This is a genomic window from Bifidobacterium parmae (assembly GCF_002860365.1).
In the GTDB taxonomy this organism is placed as follows: Bacteria; Actinomycetota; Actinomycetes; order Actinomycetales; family Bifidobacteriaceae; genus Bifidobacterium; species Bifidobacterium parmae.
Map to the genome: position 1 here is coordinate 110,895 of NZ_NMWT01000001.1, position 16,012 is coordinate 126,906.

Below are 16,012 nucleotides of genomic sequence, written 5' to 3' on the forward strand. Positions count from 1 at the left end.
GACCAGCATGACCACCATGGACACCGCCTACCGGCAACTGCAGGACGAACTCAAACGCCTCGGCTACGAGCTGCGCATGGAAGGCTTCGGCATCCTCCAGCCCCAAGGCTCCTACGGGGACATCGAACCACCGTACCGGCTCGTCACCCTGCGCGAGATCCCCATCGAACCGTTGCCCGAATGGTCGGCCGACGTGCACCCGCATGACATCACCTACCGGTTCGACGCCACGCGATACCAGCACGACCGCGAACAACGGGACACCGTTGACGTGCGCGACTACGAAACGTGGACGCGCACCGTATGCGACGAACAGCACGTGCAGGGCCGCGTGCTCATCGACATGGACAAAACGGCGGAGGAACGCATCGCCGACCTCGCCACCGCAATCCACTACATCCAATCCGCGAACCCCGCATGTCGCTCCTACCCGGTGGACCGCAAGACCCGACGCAACGAACTGCCCGACCGCACCCGCATCAGCCAACCGATCTACGACTACCGGGACCCATGGAGCATTCGGGTCATGGCCGCACGGGAGCAGGCTCTCGACACGCTCTCCTCCAAGCACGTCCGGGTGGCCAAGGCCCGCGCAGAATCCGACGCGCTCACCGGCGGCGGCCGCGACGCCCGCGCCATCGGGCACGACGCCATCAACGCCGTCCAAGGCAAAGCCCCGAACATCGGCAAACCCGCCAGAAAACGCAGGCCAAGCCGATGAGCGACGCCCGATACCCGCAGGCCTATGCGCGCGGCATCCTCACCGATGACGCCAGATTCCACACCGACGGCAACAGCAGGACGACGGCAACCCTGACCGTAAACGCCGGCACCATGGACGCGCCGCTCATCATCCGCGTGCATGCAGCCGGAGACCATGCGGCATACCTACGCGAACAGGGCGCGCTGCAGGGACGACGGCTCATCGTCCACGGCATCATCCATGAAGAGGAAAACGCCGACGAAGCATACATCCTGGCCGATGAAATGGCCCTGCACACCAGCGTCAAGGACACGCTCCCGTGAACACGGCGCGAACGATCACCATCATTGACGCAGGCGAGGAAACCAACGGCGCTCCAATCACACGCGGGAACCCGGCCATCTACGATACGGGAACACCCGTGGGACGCATCCTTGCCGCGATGTGCGACGGAGGCGACACCATCGAGAACCGCCAAGGCCTCACGCGCATCACCATCGCCGCCGACTCGGGAAACAGGCAGCCGACGTCCGGGCACGATGAACTTTTGCCGGCGGACACCGCCGTCATGCATCCGACGGCCGACGATCCGCCATGGACCAAGGAACAGACGCTCACGAACATCCGCGTCCGCGCCGAACACCGCATCAACGGCCGGATCCCGCAACCGACCGATGCCCCCGCAGGCGATGACATGCGAAGAACCATGACGCAGCACCGCGGAGGCTTGGAAAGAGACAGGGGAAACCAATGAAACGTCTGCAAGCCATACTGCCCGCGGCCATGGGACTGTTCACGCTGTTCTGGCTGGGTGACAAGATCGGCTACCAGATACGCACCGACCTGGATGAAGGCACGAGCGTGATCGACCTGATGAACAGGTTCTGGCTCGACCTGTACCACCCATTCCACCTGTCCACGAACCATACCGACCTGATGTGCGGACTCGCCGCAATGGGTGTCGGCCTGCTGATCTGGGCATACAAGTACACGGCACGCCTGAACCTGCGCAGCGGCGAGGAACACGGCTCCGCTCACTGGGGCACCACGAAGGACATCAAACCGTTCATCGACCCCGTGGAATCCCACAACATCCGATTCACCGCGACCGAACGGCTCTCCATAGACACGCGACGCACCCTACGCAACCTCAACGCGCTCCTGCTCGGCTCATCAGGCTCCGGCAAAACCCGCTACTACGTCAAACCCAACCTATTGTCCGTGGACATGAACTGGGCCGTCACCGACCCCAAAGGCGAACTCAAACGCGACACAGAACACGCCATGCGCGACCGCGGCTACCAGGTCAACACGCTCGACCTCATCCACCTCGACCGATCCGACCGGTTCAACCCCATGCGCTACATCGACTCCAAGGAACCCCAATCCGCGATCCTGCGCCTGACCGACAACCTCGTCACCAACGCCACCGGAGACCGCAAAACCGGAGACAGCTTCTGGCAGGACGCCGAAAAAGCACTCCTATGCGCCCTCATCGCATGGACCTACTACACCGAAAACAACCCCACCCTCAACCAAGTCACCGACACCCTCGACCGCATGGGAGCCAGCGAACAAGACGAAGACAAGGAATACATCATCGACGCGCTCTTCGCCGAAACCCAAACCGAAATCCACCGCATGCGCGAACACCCCGACGACTACGACGCGGAAACCCGGAGAATGCTCGACGGGCTCGCGTTCGCATGCGCCCAATACAACACGTTCCTCAAAGGCGCCGGCGAAACCAAGAAAAGCATCATCATCACCACCGGCGTCCACCTCGCACCCCTCCAAGTACGCGAAGTGCGCCGGATTCTCGACGGCGACGACATCCGGCTCGAAACCCTTGACCAAGGCAAACGCATCATCTACCTCGAACTGCCCGACACCAATGCCACGTTCTCCTTCATCGCCAGCGTCTTCTACCAATGCCTCTTCGAAACGCTTGTACGCAAAGCCGACGCCAAACCCGACGGCGTGCTCGACCGCGACGTGCACTGCATGCTCGACGAATTCGCCAACATCGGCAAGATCCCCAACTTCGTAAGGCTCATCGCCACCATACGAAGCCGACGGATCAGCTGCAGCATCATCCTCCAGACCGTCAGCCAAGGCAAAAGCCTCTATCGGGATGACTGGGAGACCATCGCCGGCAACTGCGACAGCCAGCTCTTCCTCGGCGGCAACGAACCCAGCACCACCAAGTACATCAGCGACCGGCTCGGAGACCAGACCATCGACGTCATCGAAACCAGCGAAACCAAAGGCCTCAACGGCAGCTGGACGCGCAGTAACCGCAAGAACGCGAGAAAACTCCTCACCCCGGACGAACTTGGGCGCATCCCCACCAGCCAGTGCGTATACCTGCTCAGAGGGATTCCGCCATTCGAATCAAGGAAAGCGATGTAGTGCAACCATAAGTTCAACCGTCGATATCAGCGGAGAGCAAGTGCTGGTTGCAGTCGTGCTGCTTTGATAGCTGGGGCCAGTGCTCCAAGTGCGGCCGTTGCAACTGCAGCGGCGCAGGCGATAATAGCAGCAGAGACGGGGTATTGCAGTTGAACCATAGATGCTGCGGGCAATAATACGGGTAATGTTCCTACGATAAGCAATGAAATTATTATGGATCCTAAAGCAACGAAAAGGCTTAGCATGACGGACGATCCTACGACGAGACAGACGATGCTAAGCCGTGTTGCCCCGAGAGCGCGCCGTATCAACAGTTCGCGGGCTCGTTGCTCGATACCGGCCATGCCTATGTTGATGATACCTATAGTGGATACCGTCAGCAATAGCAGGGCGGAGACCAGTGTTGCGGCCTGTAGGAAACTTACTATGGAATCATAGCTTTCCGCATTGTCGGTTCTGGTCGTATCCGTCACCGAGCCGCCGACAGTGTCGAAGAGCATGTCATTGACGAGCTGTTTGATCTCTGATTCGTTGAACGATAATGAATGGGGATGTACTCGCAAGGTGATGCTGCTCGGGGTCCAGAGCAGAGGAAAGAACGTCTGCAGCATTATTGGGTTCATATATATCACAGGTTCAGTGGATCCATCGCTCACGACGCCTCTGACGCGCACATTGAACGTTGAAATACTGTTGAATTGTCCAATCGTTAGTGAGTTGTTGACGGTATATAGATTATTGGCTGCTTCGTTGACGACCGCGCAAGGTGAGGTTTGTTCGTTGTCGGTTGGGCATCCGATTCCTGAAATCAGGTGATTGGGGTAGATGAGGCTACGGTTGGAAGATGCGATGAGGAAGGTGGCGTTCTGAATCTTGCCGTGCTGGTATACGCCGAGTGAGGATATTTGGTATTCAGCAGCAATAGCCGCATCCTGACTGTGCTCTAGACTGTCCAAAAATGCGGCATTGGCTTTTGACGAGTTTGTGCCCGCATCTTTGACAGTCAATGTGTATGTGGGAGACCATCCCGAAAGTTGTGCATTGATGGTCTGCAGATAATCTTTTCCGGTCGTTCCGATAAGCACCGAAGTGATGAGAGATAGGATTCCAACGGCCATGGACAGTGATGTCAGAATCGATCGCATAGGAGAGAGACGAAGATCTTTAATGATCATTTTGAGCATGCAATTCACCTCTTTCCATGATGATCTGACGCTGACATTTCGACGCAAGTTGAGGGTCATGCGTCACAAGAATCAGTGTCGTATGGTCTTGGTTGACGCGGTCAAACAGAAGATCCGCGACCGCGTTTCCGGTTTCCGTGTCAAGGGCGCCAGTAGGCTCATCGCAGATGATGATGTCCGGGCCTGTGACCAGTGCACGAGCTATCGCGACCCGCTGTTGTTCTCCACCAGACAAGGATGAGGGGAATGCAGAGGCGCGATCGGACAATCCGACGGACTGCAGCGCATTTGAAATCCTTCTATGCATTTTTCTTTTGGTATATTTCCGGCTGTATTCCAATGGAAGTGCCACATTTTCGACAACTCGCAGATGTGGAATAAGGGAGTAGTTTTGGAATACAAATCCTATGTGGGCACACCGGAACTTCGTGCGCCGAGCATCGGACCATCCGTCAACGCTTTCGCCGTTGAACTCCAGTGTTCCTGAGAATTGCGCATTAAGCAGACCGATGATAGAGGCTATGCTGGTCTTTCCCGAGCCGGATTTTCCGACGATTGCGGTCGAAGTTCCCTTTTCAAATTCGACCGATGCATTTCGCACGGTTGTGAGTTTGTCACCGTTAGGTAGTCGGACATTGGCACTTACATTGCTCAATCGTATGATTGGCATACGGTCATTCATCGGAACTCGCCTTTTCCTGTCATTGATTCTCGTTCACATCATCCGCCAGACCCGGAGCGACCGCAGAAACAATGTCGCCTTCATTGAGGCCTTTCAGTATTTGGATATGACTTCCGTCAGAAACGCCCAATTTCACCGCAACGACTTTGGATTTGCCATTTTTCACGACGGATACCTTTCCTGATTCAAGACGTCCTGACACGCTTGAGATTGGGAGCAGCAAAGCGTCATCAACCGCGACGCCCATTAGTGCTGTGGTTGCGCTCTGACCGGGAAAAGCGGCGGTGTTCTTAGGAAAGAGACATTGCAGATTGCGCGTGCCCTCCGTGGGCCCCGATATGCCAGACGTATCCGTCGTATTAACCGCATCAGAGCCAACGACAGCGGCACAATTGGTTGGCCCCTGCCCGTCCATGACCTGGAAGCGTCCTGTTATCTCCGTATCGGTGCCTATCGATCGCAGTAATACCGATGCGTCTACGACCGTGGACAATCCTCCGTACTGTATTCCCACCAGAGGGTAATTGGCCGATACGGAATTGTCTCTCGCCACTGATGTGACCACGCCATCTACAGGAGCCGTCACCGTCGTATCATCGATAGTGCCCAGCTTGTCTCCGGTCTGTACCAATTGCCCGTCCGTGACGGAACCGTGAAACATGCCTGGCCGGGAAGCGGAAACAGTGAAATCTGACGAAACGCGCACCTCAGAAGTCGCTGATATCAGGGGAATGACTTTCCCTCTTCGAACGGTCACTGTTTGTGTTTGCGATTGCGACTGACTGTTGCTTCCATTCTCAGTAAATCCTTGATCATCAGAGGCGCATCCCGTAATCGCGGAGAAGATGGTCATTGTCAAAATCGCGCTAATTATTCGCTGGAGCTTTCCGTAAGATCTGGCCATAATCACAACCCGTTTACATCTCGGTACCAGGTGCAATCGGAATCATAGAACTGTTGCATAACAGAGGTATCTCCCAGCTGTGCCTTGCCGATTACTTCATTCTTAAAAACATTGTCTTCATCTATGTAATACGTCTTGAACCAATCGGTATCGGTTACCTTCTCCAATTCGCTCAGCGACTGCTGGTCACTGCCATCATCGGAGTTGTTCAATATCTTGTTCTCGGTTGAACAGATCCAGTAGAAATAAGCCTGTCCCTCACCCCACCCTTTCTGGTAGAGCTGATTGTCGCTCGTGGCTTTGGTCATATCCGAGGGAAACTGATCGCCGTCAGAGAGCGCGAAGGGGAAGTTCTCAGTGGTTTTCTTGTATTCTTGATTTGACTGCTCCCATGTCAGCGTATCCGCGCTATTTGTTGCACTCTGACCGCATGCACCGACTCCGAGCGTCATTCCAACCGTCAGCAGCATAGCAAATGTTTTCTTCATTACGACTCTTTTCATTATGCTTTTGCATAACCGTAGTTGGCTATGGAACATAAGTCGTTCCATAGCCAACTACGGTTATCTAGCTAAGGCTGATGTCATCTACAAGTTCAGAGTTCCAGCCCAGTAATTGTCGGCCCCTCTTTGAGCTCCCATTCGGCCATTGAGGGCGTACGATCCTGTGGCAACCCAGCCCCAAGACTGGTCTCCACCACTACCGTTATATTGAAGAGAACTTGTTTTCTGCTCTCCATCCGTGCCGCGCAGTCCGAATCGGCTGTAGGTTCCGACATTGTTGTAAATTCGCAGGGAAGCATTACCGGCAAGATGAGACCGGAACGTCGAATATTGGATAAGGGCCCCTCCGGTATTCAGTTGTCCCCATACGTCGTACGTCGCGGCTTGAGCTGAAAGAGGTACTCCGAACGCCAGAACTCCACTCACGGCAGCTGCCGCAAGCGCTTTCTTGAGGTTTGTGGTTTGCATTATAGCTCCTTTGCTTGTGCCCATCAGGACACTGCCCATTATGCTGCTCTGCTATGGCAGAGTGATCTTCCCGTGGTTGGATGTCATCTAAAGATGACATCCAACCACGGGAAGATCAAACCGAATGCGATCTCATCGACTGCATTATTGGTTGTGATTGCGTTCGGCGAGCAAACTATTGCGATCGAAGCTGTTGAACCCTGATGCCTCAGCGATAGTTAACCACAGCGTCCGAAAACGTCAGAAACCCCCACTGCAGATGAGCCAGGACGCATCCCGCCAGTTAGTGCAATGCGTTTACTGACTCGTGGCATGTCGCCGTAAGGGGCTGTCATCTATAGATGACAAAACTCATGCATACTTACCTATCTCCTGAATTCGATGCCATTGTGTGTTAAATGCAAGCAAAAAAGATTATTCCTCTGCTGACTGCTCTTTTAGTGCCGACTTTGTTGCTTCCTGCGAATGCATGTGCGTATGGAAGCGACAATGCGAAGACACAAGAGATCCAGCAGACGCTTCATCAGTATTCGAAAGAACTATTGGCTGAATATCATTCGCCGCGTACGAGGTCCAAATTGAATGTCCCACTTACTGCGGAGGAACAGGCTGAAGAAGGTCTTATCAGCAAGAATGTTGAAGTCATACCGACGATTAGAAACATTCAATCATCAAATGATGGAAAGTACCTGATTGATGCAGATATGACCGTGAATGTGAGCCTGGACGCAGACCCGGATACTGTTATTTATGTTAATGGTAAGCGAACGGACCATCTTGACCAGAGTTGGACTTCTACGCATGTCATGGAGCTTGCACACGCGGGAGGGCAGCAAGGGTATTCGATTATTAGCGATAAAGTGATTGATGAACAAGATTCACAGAAACACGCCGATACACCGGATGAATTGCTGACCGAAGACAAAACACCTGCGTCTTTGGATGAAAATGGCGCATTGGAGAGTGAAGCGCTCAGCAAGGCTCAGGCATACGCCTTCGGGGACAACTCCGTCGGAGTAAATTATATTAAGGCGATGAATTATGCCGATAAATGGACGAGTCCTGAGTATGAAGATAAAATGAATCCTGCATATCCATCTTTTGGCGCTAACTGTGCAAATTTTGTCTCGCAGGCTCTTCATGAAGGCGGAATGACGCTGACCCGGCTATGGAATTACTCTACTGTGTTGCCGGACAAGCTGACGACACGTGCTTGGATGAATGCGGATAGCAATTATTCGTATATGAAGCATTATTCTCATAGTTATGACAGTTTGGATAATGTCTGGAAGGCATGGCAAGGCAGCATATTGTATGTCGATTGGACCTCAAATAATGAAATCGATCACGCTATGTTCGTCGTGGGTGTAGTCGTAAAAGACGGCAAAGCCAATCCAGTCATAGACCAGAAGCAAGATAATCGTCATCAAATCACGTTGACGGAGTCGTTGCAGAATGCCCATAAGCAAGGGAAAAATAATATGACCTGGTATGGGCTTCAATATCGTTATGACTGAGAAAATGGGCCTGAATGGCATGAAAAGTAACAGATGGGTTCAGGCTATATCAGTCATTACCTTGATATATGCCTGCATGACAGGCATACTGATGTTCCAGGTATCTGCTGCATATTCTCGGTGGGAAGCAGATCAAGTTGTCTGGAATTTAGCGACTTTAGTCTCAGCGGAGACCGAAAAGGCAAATTCGCGAGAATTCGGATTGACTGAATTTGAAAGACCTGAACTTCCGGAATATACCGAACCGTCTCATAAATACAGTATTTTTCCGTGGAAATTACTAAAGGAGAAGAATGATATCATAGCGAGCGATAAGCTCATGAAGCAACAGACTGAATCTCATCTTGAATACGCGAACAGCGTTCTTAATAAATACAATCACCGCAATTGATGAGATAGGGGCTATCCCATATATTCCGTGGGATAGCCCTTATCTTCTTGTTCTTTAGAATCGCTTTAATCTGGTCAGGTTTGTCAGCCCGGCCGTGACTGCCAACGGCAGATTGGTCGAGTTCAACCGCATACTCCCTGATACGTTCGACGTCGTCGAGATTGACCGGCCCGAAAGCTCGACGAATACCGCTGTACCATCTCCTGATCATTCCTGCAGGTGACATTATCCTAGCCGGTCGGGGAATGAGGGGATTGCCGGTTGCCTGGGTACATCCCAGGTGGGATTGCCTTGCGTGGCTGGCGAGGATAAACCTTCCGATGATGGTGCGAGTTGTCGGTTCGATGATTGGGAATCCGATCCTGGATGCGTGGAACCATCCGAACGGCCCGCATCAGATATTTCCTCGTTCTTTACAGCCGTCATGGAATCCCGGACGATTTGCATGCCTTCGTTGAGGTCCTGGATGGTTCTGTTATAGACATCAAGATCCTGATGGTCGCGCATCATGAGTCGTGCACGGGTAATCTGCTCACTGAGCCGTGCACGGGTGTTGTCGTCTCTGACCTTGTTCTCGGATTCTTTGTAGAGCCTATCGGCGTTTTCAATGGTTTGGCTCAGTACGTTCTGTGCGTTGTCAATCTGTTGTTGTTCCTGTGATGCCTTGACCATGTCAACTGTGTCATGCAGGTTCCTGATCTGGGTTCTGAGCTGGTTATTCGCTCTCCCTATTTCTGCACGAGTGCGATCGAGACGGTCGGCAGTCAGACTCGGATCGCAATTTTCTGTTGAGATCGATGGTTGATATTGCATGATTTTGCTGAGCAGTTCCAAAGACTTGGGGTCCTGTACGTCTTTATCCTGGAGCTTCGCATATGGTTCCGCCTGTTTCAATGCTTTGTTCCATTCAATCCGCACTGTGCTGGTTTGTTTGATTGCTTGATTGCATGACGTGACTGCCTCCCGATGGTCGTAGTTCTTCTTCGCCATGACAAGGCCTGCGGCTAATCCCGTTACGATGACCAGAACGAGCATGATGCCGGCGATGCGGGTAAAAGGGATATGCCGATGGACGGCCACCTCATCCGTGCTGTCAGCCGATGAATCTTCCGCCAAGGACACGTCATCCCTGGTGTGCTCTCCGTCCTCCATCGGCATGCCTATCGTCGTTCCCGTCCGCTTGTCGGGCTCGGAGGCGGGGGCGTTACTGTTCCGCACATCGCGCGGTAACTCATCGTCGATGACGGGTGTGATGGGAAACAACCGATGCTTGGATTTCCTGTCTGCCAACGGTTCCGGTGGAGCTCCGGCGGTTTCGGGATGTGCGATGGCATGTGCAGCCCATTGGCTGAGTTCCGGCCATGTACTGGGATGATCGTGGATTTGCGCAAGAAGATCCCAGTTGTCGGAATCACTCATCAAATCGGCAAGCTCGTATGAATCAAGTTTGGGATTGATACGACGCATGATTCCTTCTTTCCTTCGGGATTAGTGGATGTAAGTGATGCTGGGATTGTTGGCCTGCTCTTTGGTAAGGGTCCTGAGCCATGCGTATGGGAGGCCGCCGCCGGATTCGCTGACAACAATGCTGCCGTCGTCCTTGATTTCCTCAACAATGGCGACGTGTCCATAATCGGAGCTTGCGCCGAGATAGCCTTTGGCGAAGCTCGCCACGTCACCGAGCTGTATGCCGCCGTCCGTCGGATATCCGAATTTTCTGGCGCTTGACGCCCACATCCAGCCGTCGCCCATGTATCCGTCCACCGGTTTGCCGATCTGCAATCGGCGAGCGGCCGCCCACCATGTGCATTGGCCGGTTTCATAGGTGGTGATCTTGCCCACGGGCGTGCCGGTCGCCGCCACATCCACGTTCAGCGTGCCAGACTGCATGACCAACGGTGGAGTGAGCTTGCCGATGGTTCGTCCTGCCGTGGCCGAACAGCCGCCTCCCGCATCAATCGCCGGCTTCACGTTGTCGAGATACCGTTTGGTGATGTTGGGAATATCCGGGTACCTCATGAGGTTGCCTTCGCCCGCGTTATGGGCGATGACCAAAGCCGTCAGGTCGTCAAGCTCGGCGAACGGCATGCCCGGATGCGCGGCTTTGAGTTGTTTGACGTCTTCCAAGCGGTTTTTCAGATATATACCGCCGTAATGGGCGTGGACCATGGGCTCGGTGATGCCTTCGGGTGGTGTCTGGTCGGCGCCTTCGGGGTGCACGCCGCGCCATACGCTCCTGTTCATCTGCAGCAATCCCCAGGTTCCTCCGTTGCTGTCGTCGGCATATGCATCCGGTCGGAAACCGGATTCCTGCTTCATGATCGCCGCGATGAAATCCGCGCTCAATCCGCTCGATCGAGCCGCCTCGCTCACCCATGGTTTCGCCTCATCCGGGACCTCGACCACACTGGCTTCACAACCGCCGTCATCTCCAACGGCAACGGTGGGGATGAACCACAACAGCAGGCTGAAGACCATCAGCACCGCCACCGCGCCCAGCAGAAACGGGACACCGACCGCAGCCGATGCCGATGCCGCGACCCCGGCCTTCACCGCCGTTACGGTCCGAGAAACCATCTGGGTGACCTGTCGCGCAACCTGCGCCGAAGCTCTGACAGCGGATTTGGTCCCCTGAACACCCGATCGTACGGTCTTGCCGGAACGCCTCGCACGTCTGACACGAGCCGAAGCCGTTCTTCCTGCCGTGGCACGTGCCGTTGAACCTCTTGCCGCATGTCTTGTGCGAATAATACCGGTCACGCCGTCGCGTACCCGATTTGCGGGGACCATTGATGATAACGGGTTGTCGTCCTCGCTGGTCTCCGTCTGTGTCGATTGCGATTCAAGCACGGATCGTGTCGCATTCACACCACGTTCCAAAACGCTGACGGTTGTTATGCCGGTCGGGCGCGATATTTCGGATTGATTGTTCCTGATGGTGGTTCGTGGCTGTTTCAGCCCGGCCAGCACGGGACCATGGGAGAGTCCATTGACATGACGGACTTTCAAACCATGAATCATGCCGTTCGGCCGAACGAGATTGCGCGTGGCGTGGAATGAGTCGGAGGTGACGGGTCTCATTCGGTCTTCCGATCCTCGAATTTCGTGGTATACAACCGGTAAAGCAGACTATCGGCATCGATACGCCCATCGAACGGTATGAACGCAGTGCCGCTCTTGGCCATGCCCTGACCGGGCTGCACCCCGGTGAAGAACGCCCGCTGCTCATCGGACAGCTTCAGCAGCTCGCACAAGGCGTCGGCATCCGTGGCGGTCTGGTTCAGCAGCAACAGGAAGTCGCTGTTCGCGAGCATCAGACGCGCATCCTGATTGGCCAGCAGCTCCTCGATGTTCTGCGTAATGCCGGTGGGGCACAAACCCCATTTACGGGCGCGCTTGTACAGGCGCAGGAAGTATTCGGCCGCATACCGGTTCGAGAACAGCAGATGGAACTCGTCCACCCACAGCCAGGTGCGCCGGCCGAGACGGCGATTCCTGACGACCCGGTTCCATATCTGATCCAGAACGACGAGCATACCGAACGTACGCAACTCCGCTCCCAGACCGGAAACGTCATAGACCAGGAACCGGCTGGACGTATTCACATCGGTGACATGGGCGAAGGCGTTCAGACTGCCGGTCGCGTAAATCTCCAATGCTCGCGCGGCATCATGGGCACCTGGCTCACTCAAAGCCGTGAGACGATCATGCAGGGTGACGAGCGTTGGCATGCCCAGTTCCGGATGCTCCCGCACCTCGCGATACATGCCGATGACCGTACGATCGATCAGACTGCGCTGCATGCGGTCGATGCCATCCCGCCCGCCGATCAGCACGCCGAGCATGTTCAGCACGCTCGCACATTTCGACCGTATCGGATCACCCTCGGAATCATCCTCATACTCGATATCCAACGCATTGATATGCGCGCGCGACGATTCCCCGATCTCGACCCGTTCACCGCCAAGACCGGTGCACAACGGCGTGAACTCACGTTCCGGGTCGATGACGATCAGATCATCGTCCGGACGAGTCAGATAGATCTGGGTTATCTCGTTCTTCGCCGCCTGACTCTTGCCCGAACCCGTCGTTCCTAAGATGAATCCGTTGCCGTTCATGCCTTGCGTGCGATCGATGACCACAGGGTTGCCGGTGCGGGCGTTCGCCCCATGGAACACCCCGCCCGGCTCGAACAGCTCCTGCGACGTGAACGGCACCAGAATCGCCGCACTCGACGTGGTCAGCGTGCGACGCATCGGCGGCAGAGGATTCCCCAACGGCAGCACGGCGTTCAGCCCCTCCACCTGCATGTAGGCCAAGGTCTCGGCCACACACGACTGCCCATCGATCGCGGCCGTCACGTCACGAACCGTCTGGTCCAGCTGCTCACGACTGTCCGCCGACACGTCCACAATCATCAGGGAATCCACCAGACGGTCGCCGTTATGCTCCAGATCATCACGCAGCTCACCCGCCTGAGCCATAGATTCCTGAAGATCATGAGGCAACATGTCCTCGGGCAGATGCTGTTTGCGGTTCTTGCGCCGCTCGTCGATGGCCTGCATATCCATTTCGGCGATCGTCCGGTTCACGAGCTTCAACCCCTCGGCCTTGCCCCGCGGGGACAGGTGGATGCCGACCGTGATATCCGCCTTGATGTCCGTGATGGACGACACCAGCTGATCGCTCAGATAATCCGGGAAGTCACGCACCAAAAGACACTGATGCCATACTTCCGTGGTGCCCGAGCTTAACCGGAGCCGACGGCGATCCGACACGTCCACGGCGAACGGGGCCACGTAATCCTTCGTGGACATGCCATGCGATTCCAGGAAACCATCCTCGGTGAACGAGAACCGGACACCGTGCCGCAGCATCCCGTGCAACACCGCCAGACGCGACTGCCGATCCAAACGGACACCGACGCAGCCGCCCACCGACCGCAGTTGCGCCGTGGCACGCAACGCGGCACGGTTCAGCAGCGTGACCGCCCGTTCCCCGTCCCGCTCACGCAACGTCAACGTCAGATACTTGTCCGTCACCGCGCCCTGCGAACGCCCGGCGAGACGCCGACGCACATTGCGGTTGAAGTCCCCGCGCAATCCATCCAACGCATCGCTCCGAAGCGACATGGCGATACTGCGCGTCACCTCCTCGGGATCCAGCATGCGCGTGGCGACCGTGATCTGGACTCCCATGTTCTCGCCGATCGAATTCAGGAAACGACCCCACCGGTCCACGACATCCAGCTGCTGATCCTGGGTCGCGACCTGATAATTGATGTCGCTGATCCGCAGCGACACGCTCCACCGGTCGCCGCCAAGGAACACGATGCCATTGGACAGCATCGAATCATAGACAAGCAACTCCTTCGACGAACGAGGCATGCGACGATTCCCGGACCGCCTGTTCCCGGCCTTTCCATGTCGCTTACCGTTGCCTTTGACCGCCTTGCTGCCACTGATGTCAGACATGACGACGTACCTGCCTTCCCCTGATTCGTCTACGGGTCTTCTCCTTCAACGACGGTTTGCCGGGAAACCTCGCGGGAACATAGGGTTCGAGCAGGTAGACCTTCAGACCGAAACGCTGACGCAGCATGTATCCCAGATACCGTTCAGGCTTCAGCCCTTTCGGACGCCACCAACCCCACAGCGCGAACGGCAGGCAAACCGCAAACAGCAGATACGACCCCAGATCGGACAAGCCCAACGACCAGAACAACGCCGCCTCACCTCCGCCCAGGACGAGCATGCATGCGGCGGCCGCCAGTTGGCGCCAGCTCAGCCCCCACATCACCTTCGCCTCGACATTGGCGATCTCCTTATATACGCGCATCTGCAACATGAAAGAATCCTTTCCCTGATTGGCCCCGGTTGTGGTAGGCGGCTACTCGCCGCCGGCTATGGCCCGGCTGACACGCTGACTCACCGCGATCACGAAGAACAGCAGGATGCCCGCCATCATGAGATTGCCGAAGTTGCCCGTCACCCACGCCACCATGCCCTTGTCCGCGGAATCCGGGATCTTCACGGCATCGACCACGACCCGCTGATAGAACACCAGACAGATGAACACGCACACCGCATTCACCGACGTGCGCGCATACGACTTGAAGAAACCCACGCCGATCGGCTTGGTGTCCTCATGCACCAGAAACGCGAATGGCAACGACTGGAACGCCGTCAACGCATACAATTCGACGAACCGCACATACAGCACCACCGTGAACACCACCGACGCCAACTGGGACAACAGCCACGGGATCACCAGCAGAAAGAACAACGCCGCCTGCCCCATCACCCCGGCATCGTGAATCTGGTCACGCATCAGATCGCCCAGCTGACCGCCGTCGCCCGTCGCCTCATACGACATCTGAGAAGACACGCCCTGCATGAGGAACTGCGTGACCTGATTGAACATCCGAATGAATAGACTGGCGTTCTGCACGGCGATGAACACCAACGCGATCTTGAACATGGTGCCGGCCACGATCTTCACACCTAGATCACGGTCCGACTCGATGCGCGTCGAGTTACGCGCCAGCTCCAACGTGAACATGACCGCGAGCACCACCGACGTCAGAGGCTTGACGGCGACTCCATGCACGTTCACCGCCAACTGGTAAAGAGCGGGATTCCACGTCTCCGGCGCCTGAGATAACAGCCCGGCTGTGATCGAACCGGCACCTCCGCCGCCGATCATGTTGAGCATGGCTACGATGAAGTCCTCCACGGCAGGCCCCAAACCAGCTCAGCCCAGAGCCACCGCGTTGAAAATCTGCGCAGCCGCGATGATCATGCCTCCACCCACGATCTGCCACAGTCCCGATTGCGTCTGCGGCCCGTTATGATCCTTCAGACCGCCACCGAAGGTAACGGCGCCCCACACCAGCCACAAGCCACCACCGATAGTGGCGAACCTGACGAACAACTGAAGCACCTGATTCAACAAATCCACGACGGCCTCCTCTGACGACGATCAAGGAGCCCGATAGGCAACGGCCTCCGTTGACCTCATCGTCAGGGAAAACCAGCAGGATAGCGGCGGACAGAGGAACCTCGTTGCCCCGCATAGGTATAGGAAGACTGTTTCCCAGTCTGGGCAGTGAAAAGGGAAGGAACAAGCAAAAGCTCGCCTCTTCGATTCATAGCGCCACACTCAGCGGAATCAGACCGGAGTGCGAAGTTGGTCGAGCCGTCATCGGCATATGTGCAGCAGCACTGAAGCATCTGTACTTGCCGTTAC

16 protein-coding genes are annotated in these 16,012 nt (G+C 55.8%); 6 read left to right on the forward strand and 10 right to left on the reverse strand.

Translation table 11 applies throughout. From position 1 onward, the window contains the following. Window positions 1-7 precede the first annotated feature (7 nt). Genes Uis4E_RS00455 through Uis4E_RS00470 form a run of 4 tightly spaced genes read left to right on the forward strand, consistent with a single transcriptional unit; the run spans window position 8 to window position 3,115 of the window. On the forward strand, window positions 8-721 hold the full coding sequence (locus Uis4E_RS00455; protein WP_101616388.1) for a hypothetical protein: 714 nt from the start codon (window positions 8-10) through the stop codon (window positions 719-721). Then, on the forward strand, window positions 718-1,026 hold the full coding sequence (locus Uis4E_RS00460; RefSeq protein WP_101616386.1) for a hypothetical protein: 309 nt from the start codon (window positions 718-720) through the stop codon (window positions 1,024-1,026). The genes Uis4E_RS00455 and Uis4E_RS00460 overlap by 4 nt, the downstream gene beginning before the upstream one ends. Then, window positions 1,023-1,457 (forward strand): hypothetical protein, encoded by a 435-nt coding sequence (locus Uis4E_RS00465; protein WP_101616384.1) that lies wholly within the window; start codon window positions 1,023-1,025, stop codon window positions 1,455-1,457. The genes Uis4E_RS00460 and Uis4E_RS00465 overlap by 4 nt, the downstream gene beginning before the upstream one ends. Then, entirely contained in the window at window positions 1,454-3,115 is a 1,662-nt protein-coding gene (locus tag Uis4E_RS00470; RefSeq protein WP_101621303.1) for a VirD4-like conjugal transfer protein, CD1115 family, read from the forward strand. The genes Uis4E_RS00465 and Uis4E_RS00470 overlap by 4 nt, the downstream gene beginning before the upstream one ends. A gap of 26 nt (window positions 3,116-3,141) precedes the next feature. Here Uis4E_RS00470 and Uis4E_RS00475 read toward each other — a convergent pair whose 3' ends face one another. The 4 genes from Uis4E_RS00475 to Uis4E_RS00490 are packed head-to-tail and all read right to left on the reverse strand — an operon-like array spanning window position 3,142 to window position 6,373. Beyond that, window positions 3,142-4,299, reverse strand: a complete 1,158-nt coding sequence (locus Uis4E_RS00475; protein ID WP_165784782.1) for an ABC transporter permease — start codon at window positions 4,297-4,299, stop codon at window positions 3,142-3,144. Then, window positions 4,280-4,981: an ABC transporter ATP-binding protein gene (locus Uis4E_RS00480; protein WP_165784783.1), complete on the reverse strand. Its 702-nt coding sequence runs from the start codon at window positions 4,979-4,981 to the stop codon at window positions 4,280-4,282. Before Uis4E_RS00480 ends, Uis4E_RS00475 begins: the two co-directional genes overlap by 20 nt. Before the next feature lie 19 nt (window positions 4,982-5,000). Further along, window positions 5,001-5,834 (reverse strand): RND family efflux transporter, encoded by an 834-nt coding sequence (locus tag Uis4E_RS11600; RefSeq protein ID WP_133125356.1) that lies wholly within the window; start codon window positions 5,832-5,834, stop codon window positions 5,001-5,003. 53 nt (window positions 5,835-5,887) lie between these two features. Continuing rightward, window positions 5,888-6,373, reverse strand: coding sequence for a hypothetical protein (locus tag Uis4E_RS00490; RefSeq protein ID WP_243394254.1), 486 nt, complete (start codon window positions 6,371-6,373; stop codon window positions 5,888-5,890). Between the two features lie 881 nt (window positions 6,374-7,254). Between Uis4E_RS00490 and Uis4E_RS00495 the strand changes: the two genes are divergently transcribed. Beyond that, complete coding sequence (locus tag Uis4E_RS00495; protein ID WP_101621307.1) at window positions 7,255-8,373, forward strand: amidase domain-containing protein; 1,119 nt, start codon at window positions 7,255-7,257, stop codon at window positions 8,371-8,373. Then, entirely contained in the window at window positions 8,348-8,764 is a 417-nt protein-coding gene (locus tag Uis4E_RS11605; RefSeq protein ID WP_165784784.1) for a hypothetical protein, read from the forward strand. The genes Uis4E_RS00495 and Uis4E_RS11605 overlap by 26 nt, the downstream gene beginning before the upstream one ends. 225 nt (window positions 8,765-8,989) lie before the next feature. Here Uis4E_RS11605 and Uis4E_RS00500 read toward each other — a convergent pair whose 3' ends face one another. From Uis4E_RS00500 to Uis4E_RS00525, 6 genes are read right to left on the reverse strand one after another with little or no spacing between them, the layout of a single operon-like run. Next, window positions 8,990-10,231 (reverse strand): hypothetical protein, encoded by a 1,242-nt coding sequence (locus Uis4E_RS00500; RefSeq protein ID WP_243394255.1) that lies wholly within the window; start codon window positions 10,229-10,231, stop codon window positions 8,990-8,992. A gap of 21 nt (window positions 10,232-10,252) precedes the next feature. Further along, on the reverse strand, window positions 10,253-11,845 hold the full coding sequence (locus Uis4E_RS00505; RefSeq protein ID WP_243394256.1) for a CHAP domain-containing protein: 1,593 nt from the start codon (window positions 11,843-11,845) through the stop codon (window positions 10,253-10,255). Further along, on the reverse strand, window positions 11,842-14,238 hold the full coding sequence (locus Uis4E_RS00510) for a VirB4-like conjugal transfer ATPase, CD1110 family (RefSeq protein ID WP_101621308.1): 2,397 nt from the start codon (window positions 14,236-14,238) through the stop codon (window positions 11,842-11,844). Before Uis4E_RS00510 ends, Uis4E_RS00505 begins: the two co-directional genes overlap by 4 nt. Next, window positions 14,231-14,611 carry a PrgI family protein gene (locus Uis4E_RS00515; protein WP_101621309.1) on the reverse strand — a complete coding sequence of 127 codons (381 nt, stop codon included), beginning with the start codon at window positions 14,609-14,611 and terminating at the stop codon, window positions 14,231-14,233. Before Uis4E_RS00515 ends, Uis4E_RS00510 begins: the two co-directional genes overlap by 8 nt. A 42-nt stretch (window positions 14,612-14,653) precedes the next feature. Further along, the gene (locus Uis4E_RS00520; protein ID WP_101621310.1) at window positions 14,654-15,499 is read right to left on the reverse strand and encodes a VirB6/TrbL-like conjugal transfer protein, CD1112 family; all 846 of its coding nucleotides are present in this window, start codon (window positions 15,497-15,499) and stop codon (window positions 14,654-14,656) included. An 18-nt stretch (window positions 15,500-15,517) separates the two neighbouring features. Next, on the reverse strand, window positions 15,518-15,724 hold the full coding sequence (locus Uis4E_RS00525; protein ID WP_025263185.1) for a hypothetical protein: 207 nt from the start codon (window positions 15,722-15,724) through the stop codon (window positions 15,518-15,520). Between the last annotated feature and the right edge of the window lie 288 nt (window positions 15,725-16,012).

Coding starts and splice junctions, on each gene's coding strand:
- Uis4E_RS00455 (WP_101616388.1), top strand. CDS start 8: ATGACCACCATGGACACCGCCTACCGGCAACTGCAGGACGAACTCAAA.
- Uis4E_RS00460 (WP_101616386.1), top strand. CDS start 718: ATGAGCGACGCCCGATACCCGCAGGCCTATGCGCGCGGCATCCTCACC.
- Uis4E_RS00470 (WP_101621303.1), top strand. CDS start 1,454: ATGAAACGTCTGCAAGCCATACTGCCCGCGGCCATGGGACTGTTCACG.
- Uis4E_RS00475 (WP_165784782.1), bottom strand. CDS start 4,299: ATGCTCAAAATGATCATTAAAGATCTTCGTCTCTCTCCTATGCGATCG.
- Uis4E_RS00480 (WP_165784783.1), bottom strand. CDS start 4,981: ATGAATGACCGTATGCCAATCATACGATTGAGCAATGTAAGTGCCAAT.
- Uis4E_RS11600 (WP_133125356.1), bottom strand. CDS start 5,834: ATGACCATCTTCTCCGCGATTACGGGATGCGCCTCTGATGATCAAGGA.
- Uis4E_RS00490 (WP_243394254.1), bottom strand. CDS start 6,373: ATGAAGAAAACATTTGCTATGCTGCTGACGGTTGGAATGACGCTCGGA.
- Uis4E_RS00495 (WP_101621307.1), top strand. CDS start 7,255: ATGCAAGCAAAAAAGATTATTCCTCTGCTGACTGCTCTTTTAGTGCCG.
- Uis4E_RS11605 (WP_165784784.1), top strand. CDS start 8,348: ATGGGCTTCAATATCGTTATGACTGAGAAAATGGGCCTGAATGGCATG.
- Uis4E_RS00500 (WP_243394255.1), bottom strand. CDS start 10,231: ATGCGTCGTATCAATCCCAAACTTGATTCATACGAGCTTGCCGATTTG.
- Uis4E_RS00505 (WP_243394256.1), bottom strand. CDS start 11,845: ATGAGACCCGTCACCTCCGACTCATTCCACGCCACGCGCAATCTCGTT.
- Uis4E_RS00510 (WP_101621308.1), bottom strand. CDS start 14,238: ATGTCTGACATCAGTGGCAGCAAGGCGGTCAAAGGCAACGGTAAGCGA.
- Uis4E_RS00515 (WP_101621309.1), bottom strand. CDS start 14,611: ATGTTGCAGATGCGCGTATATAAGGAGATCGCCAATGTCGAGGCGAAG.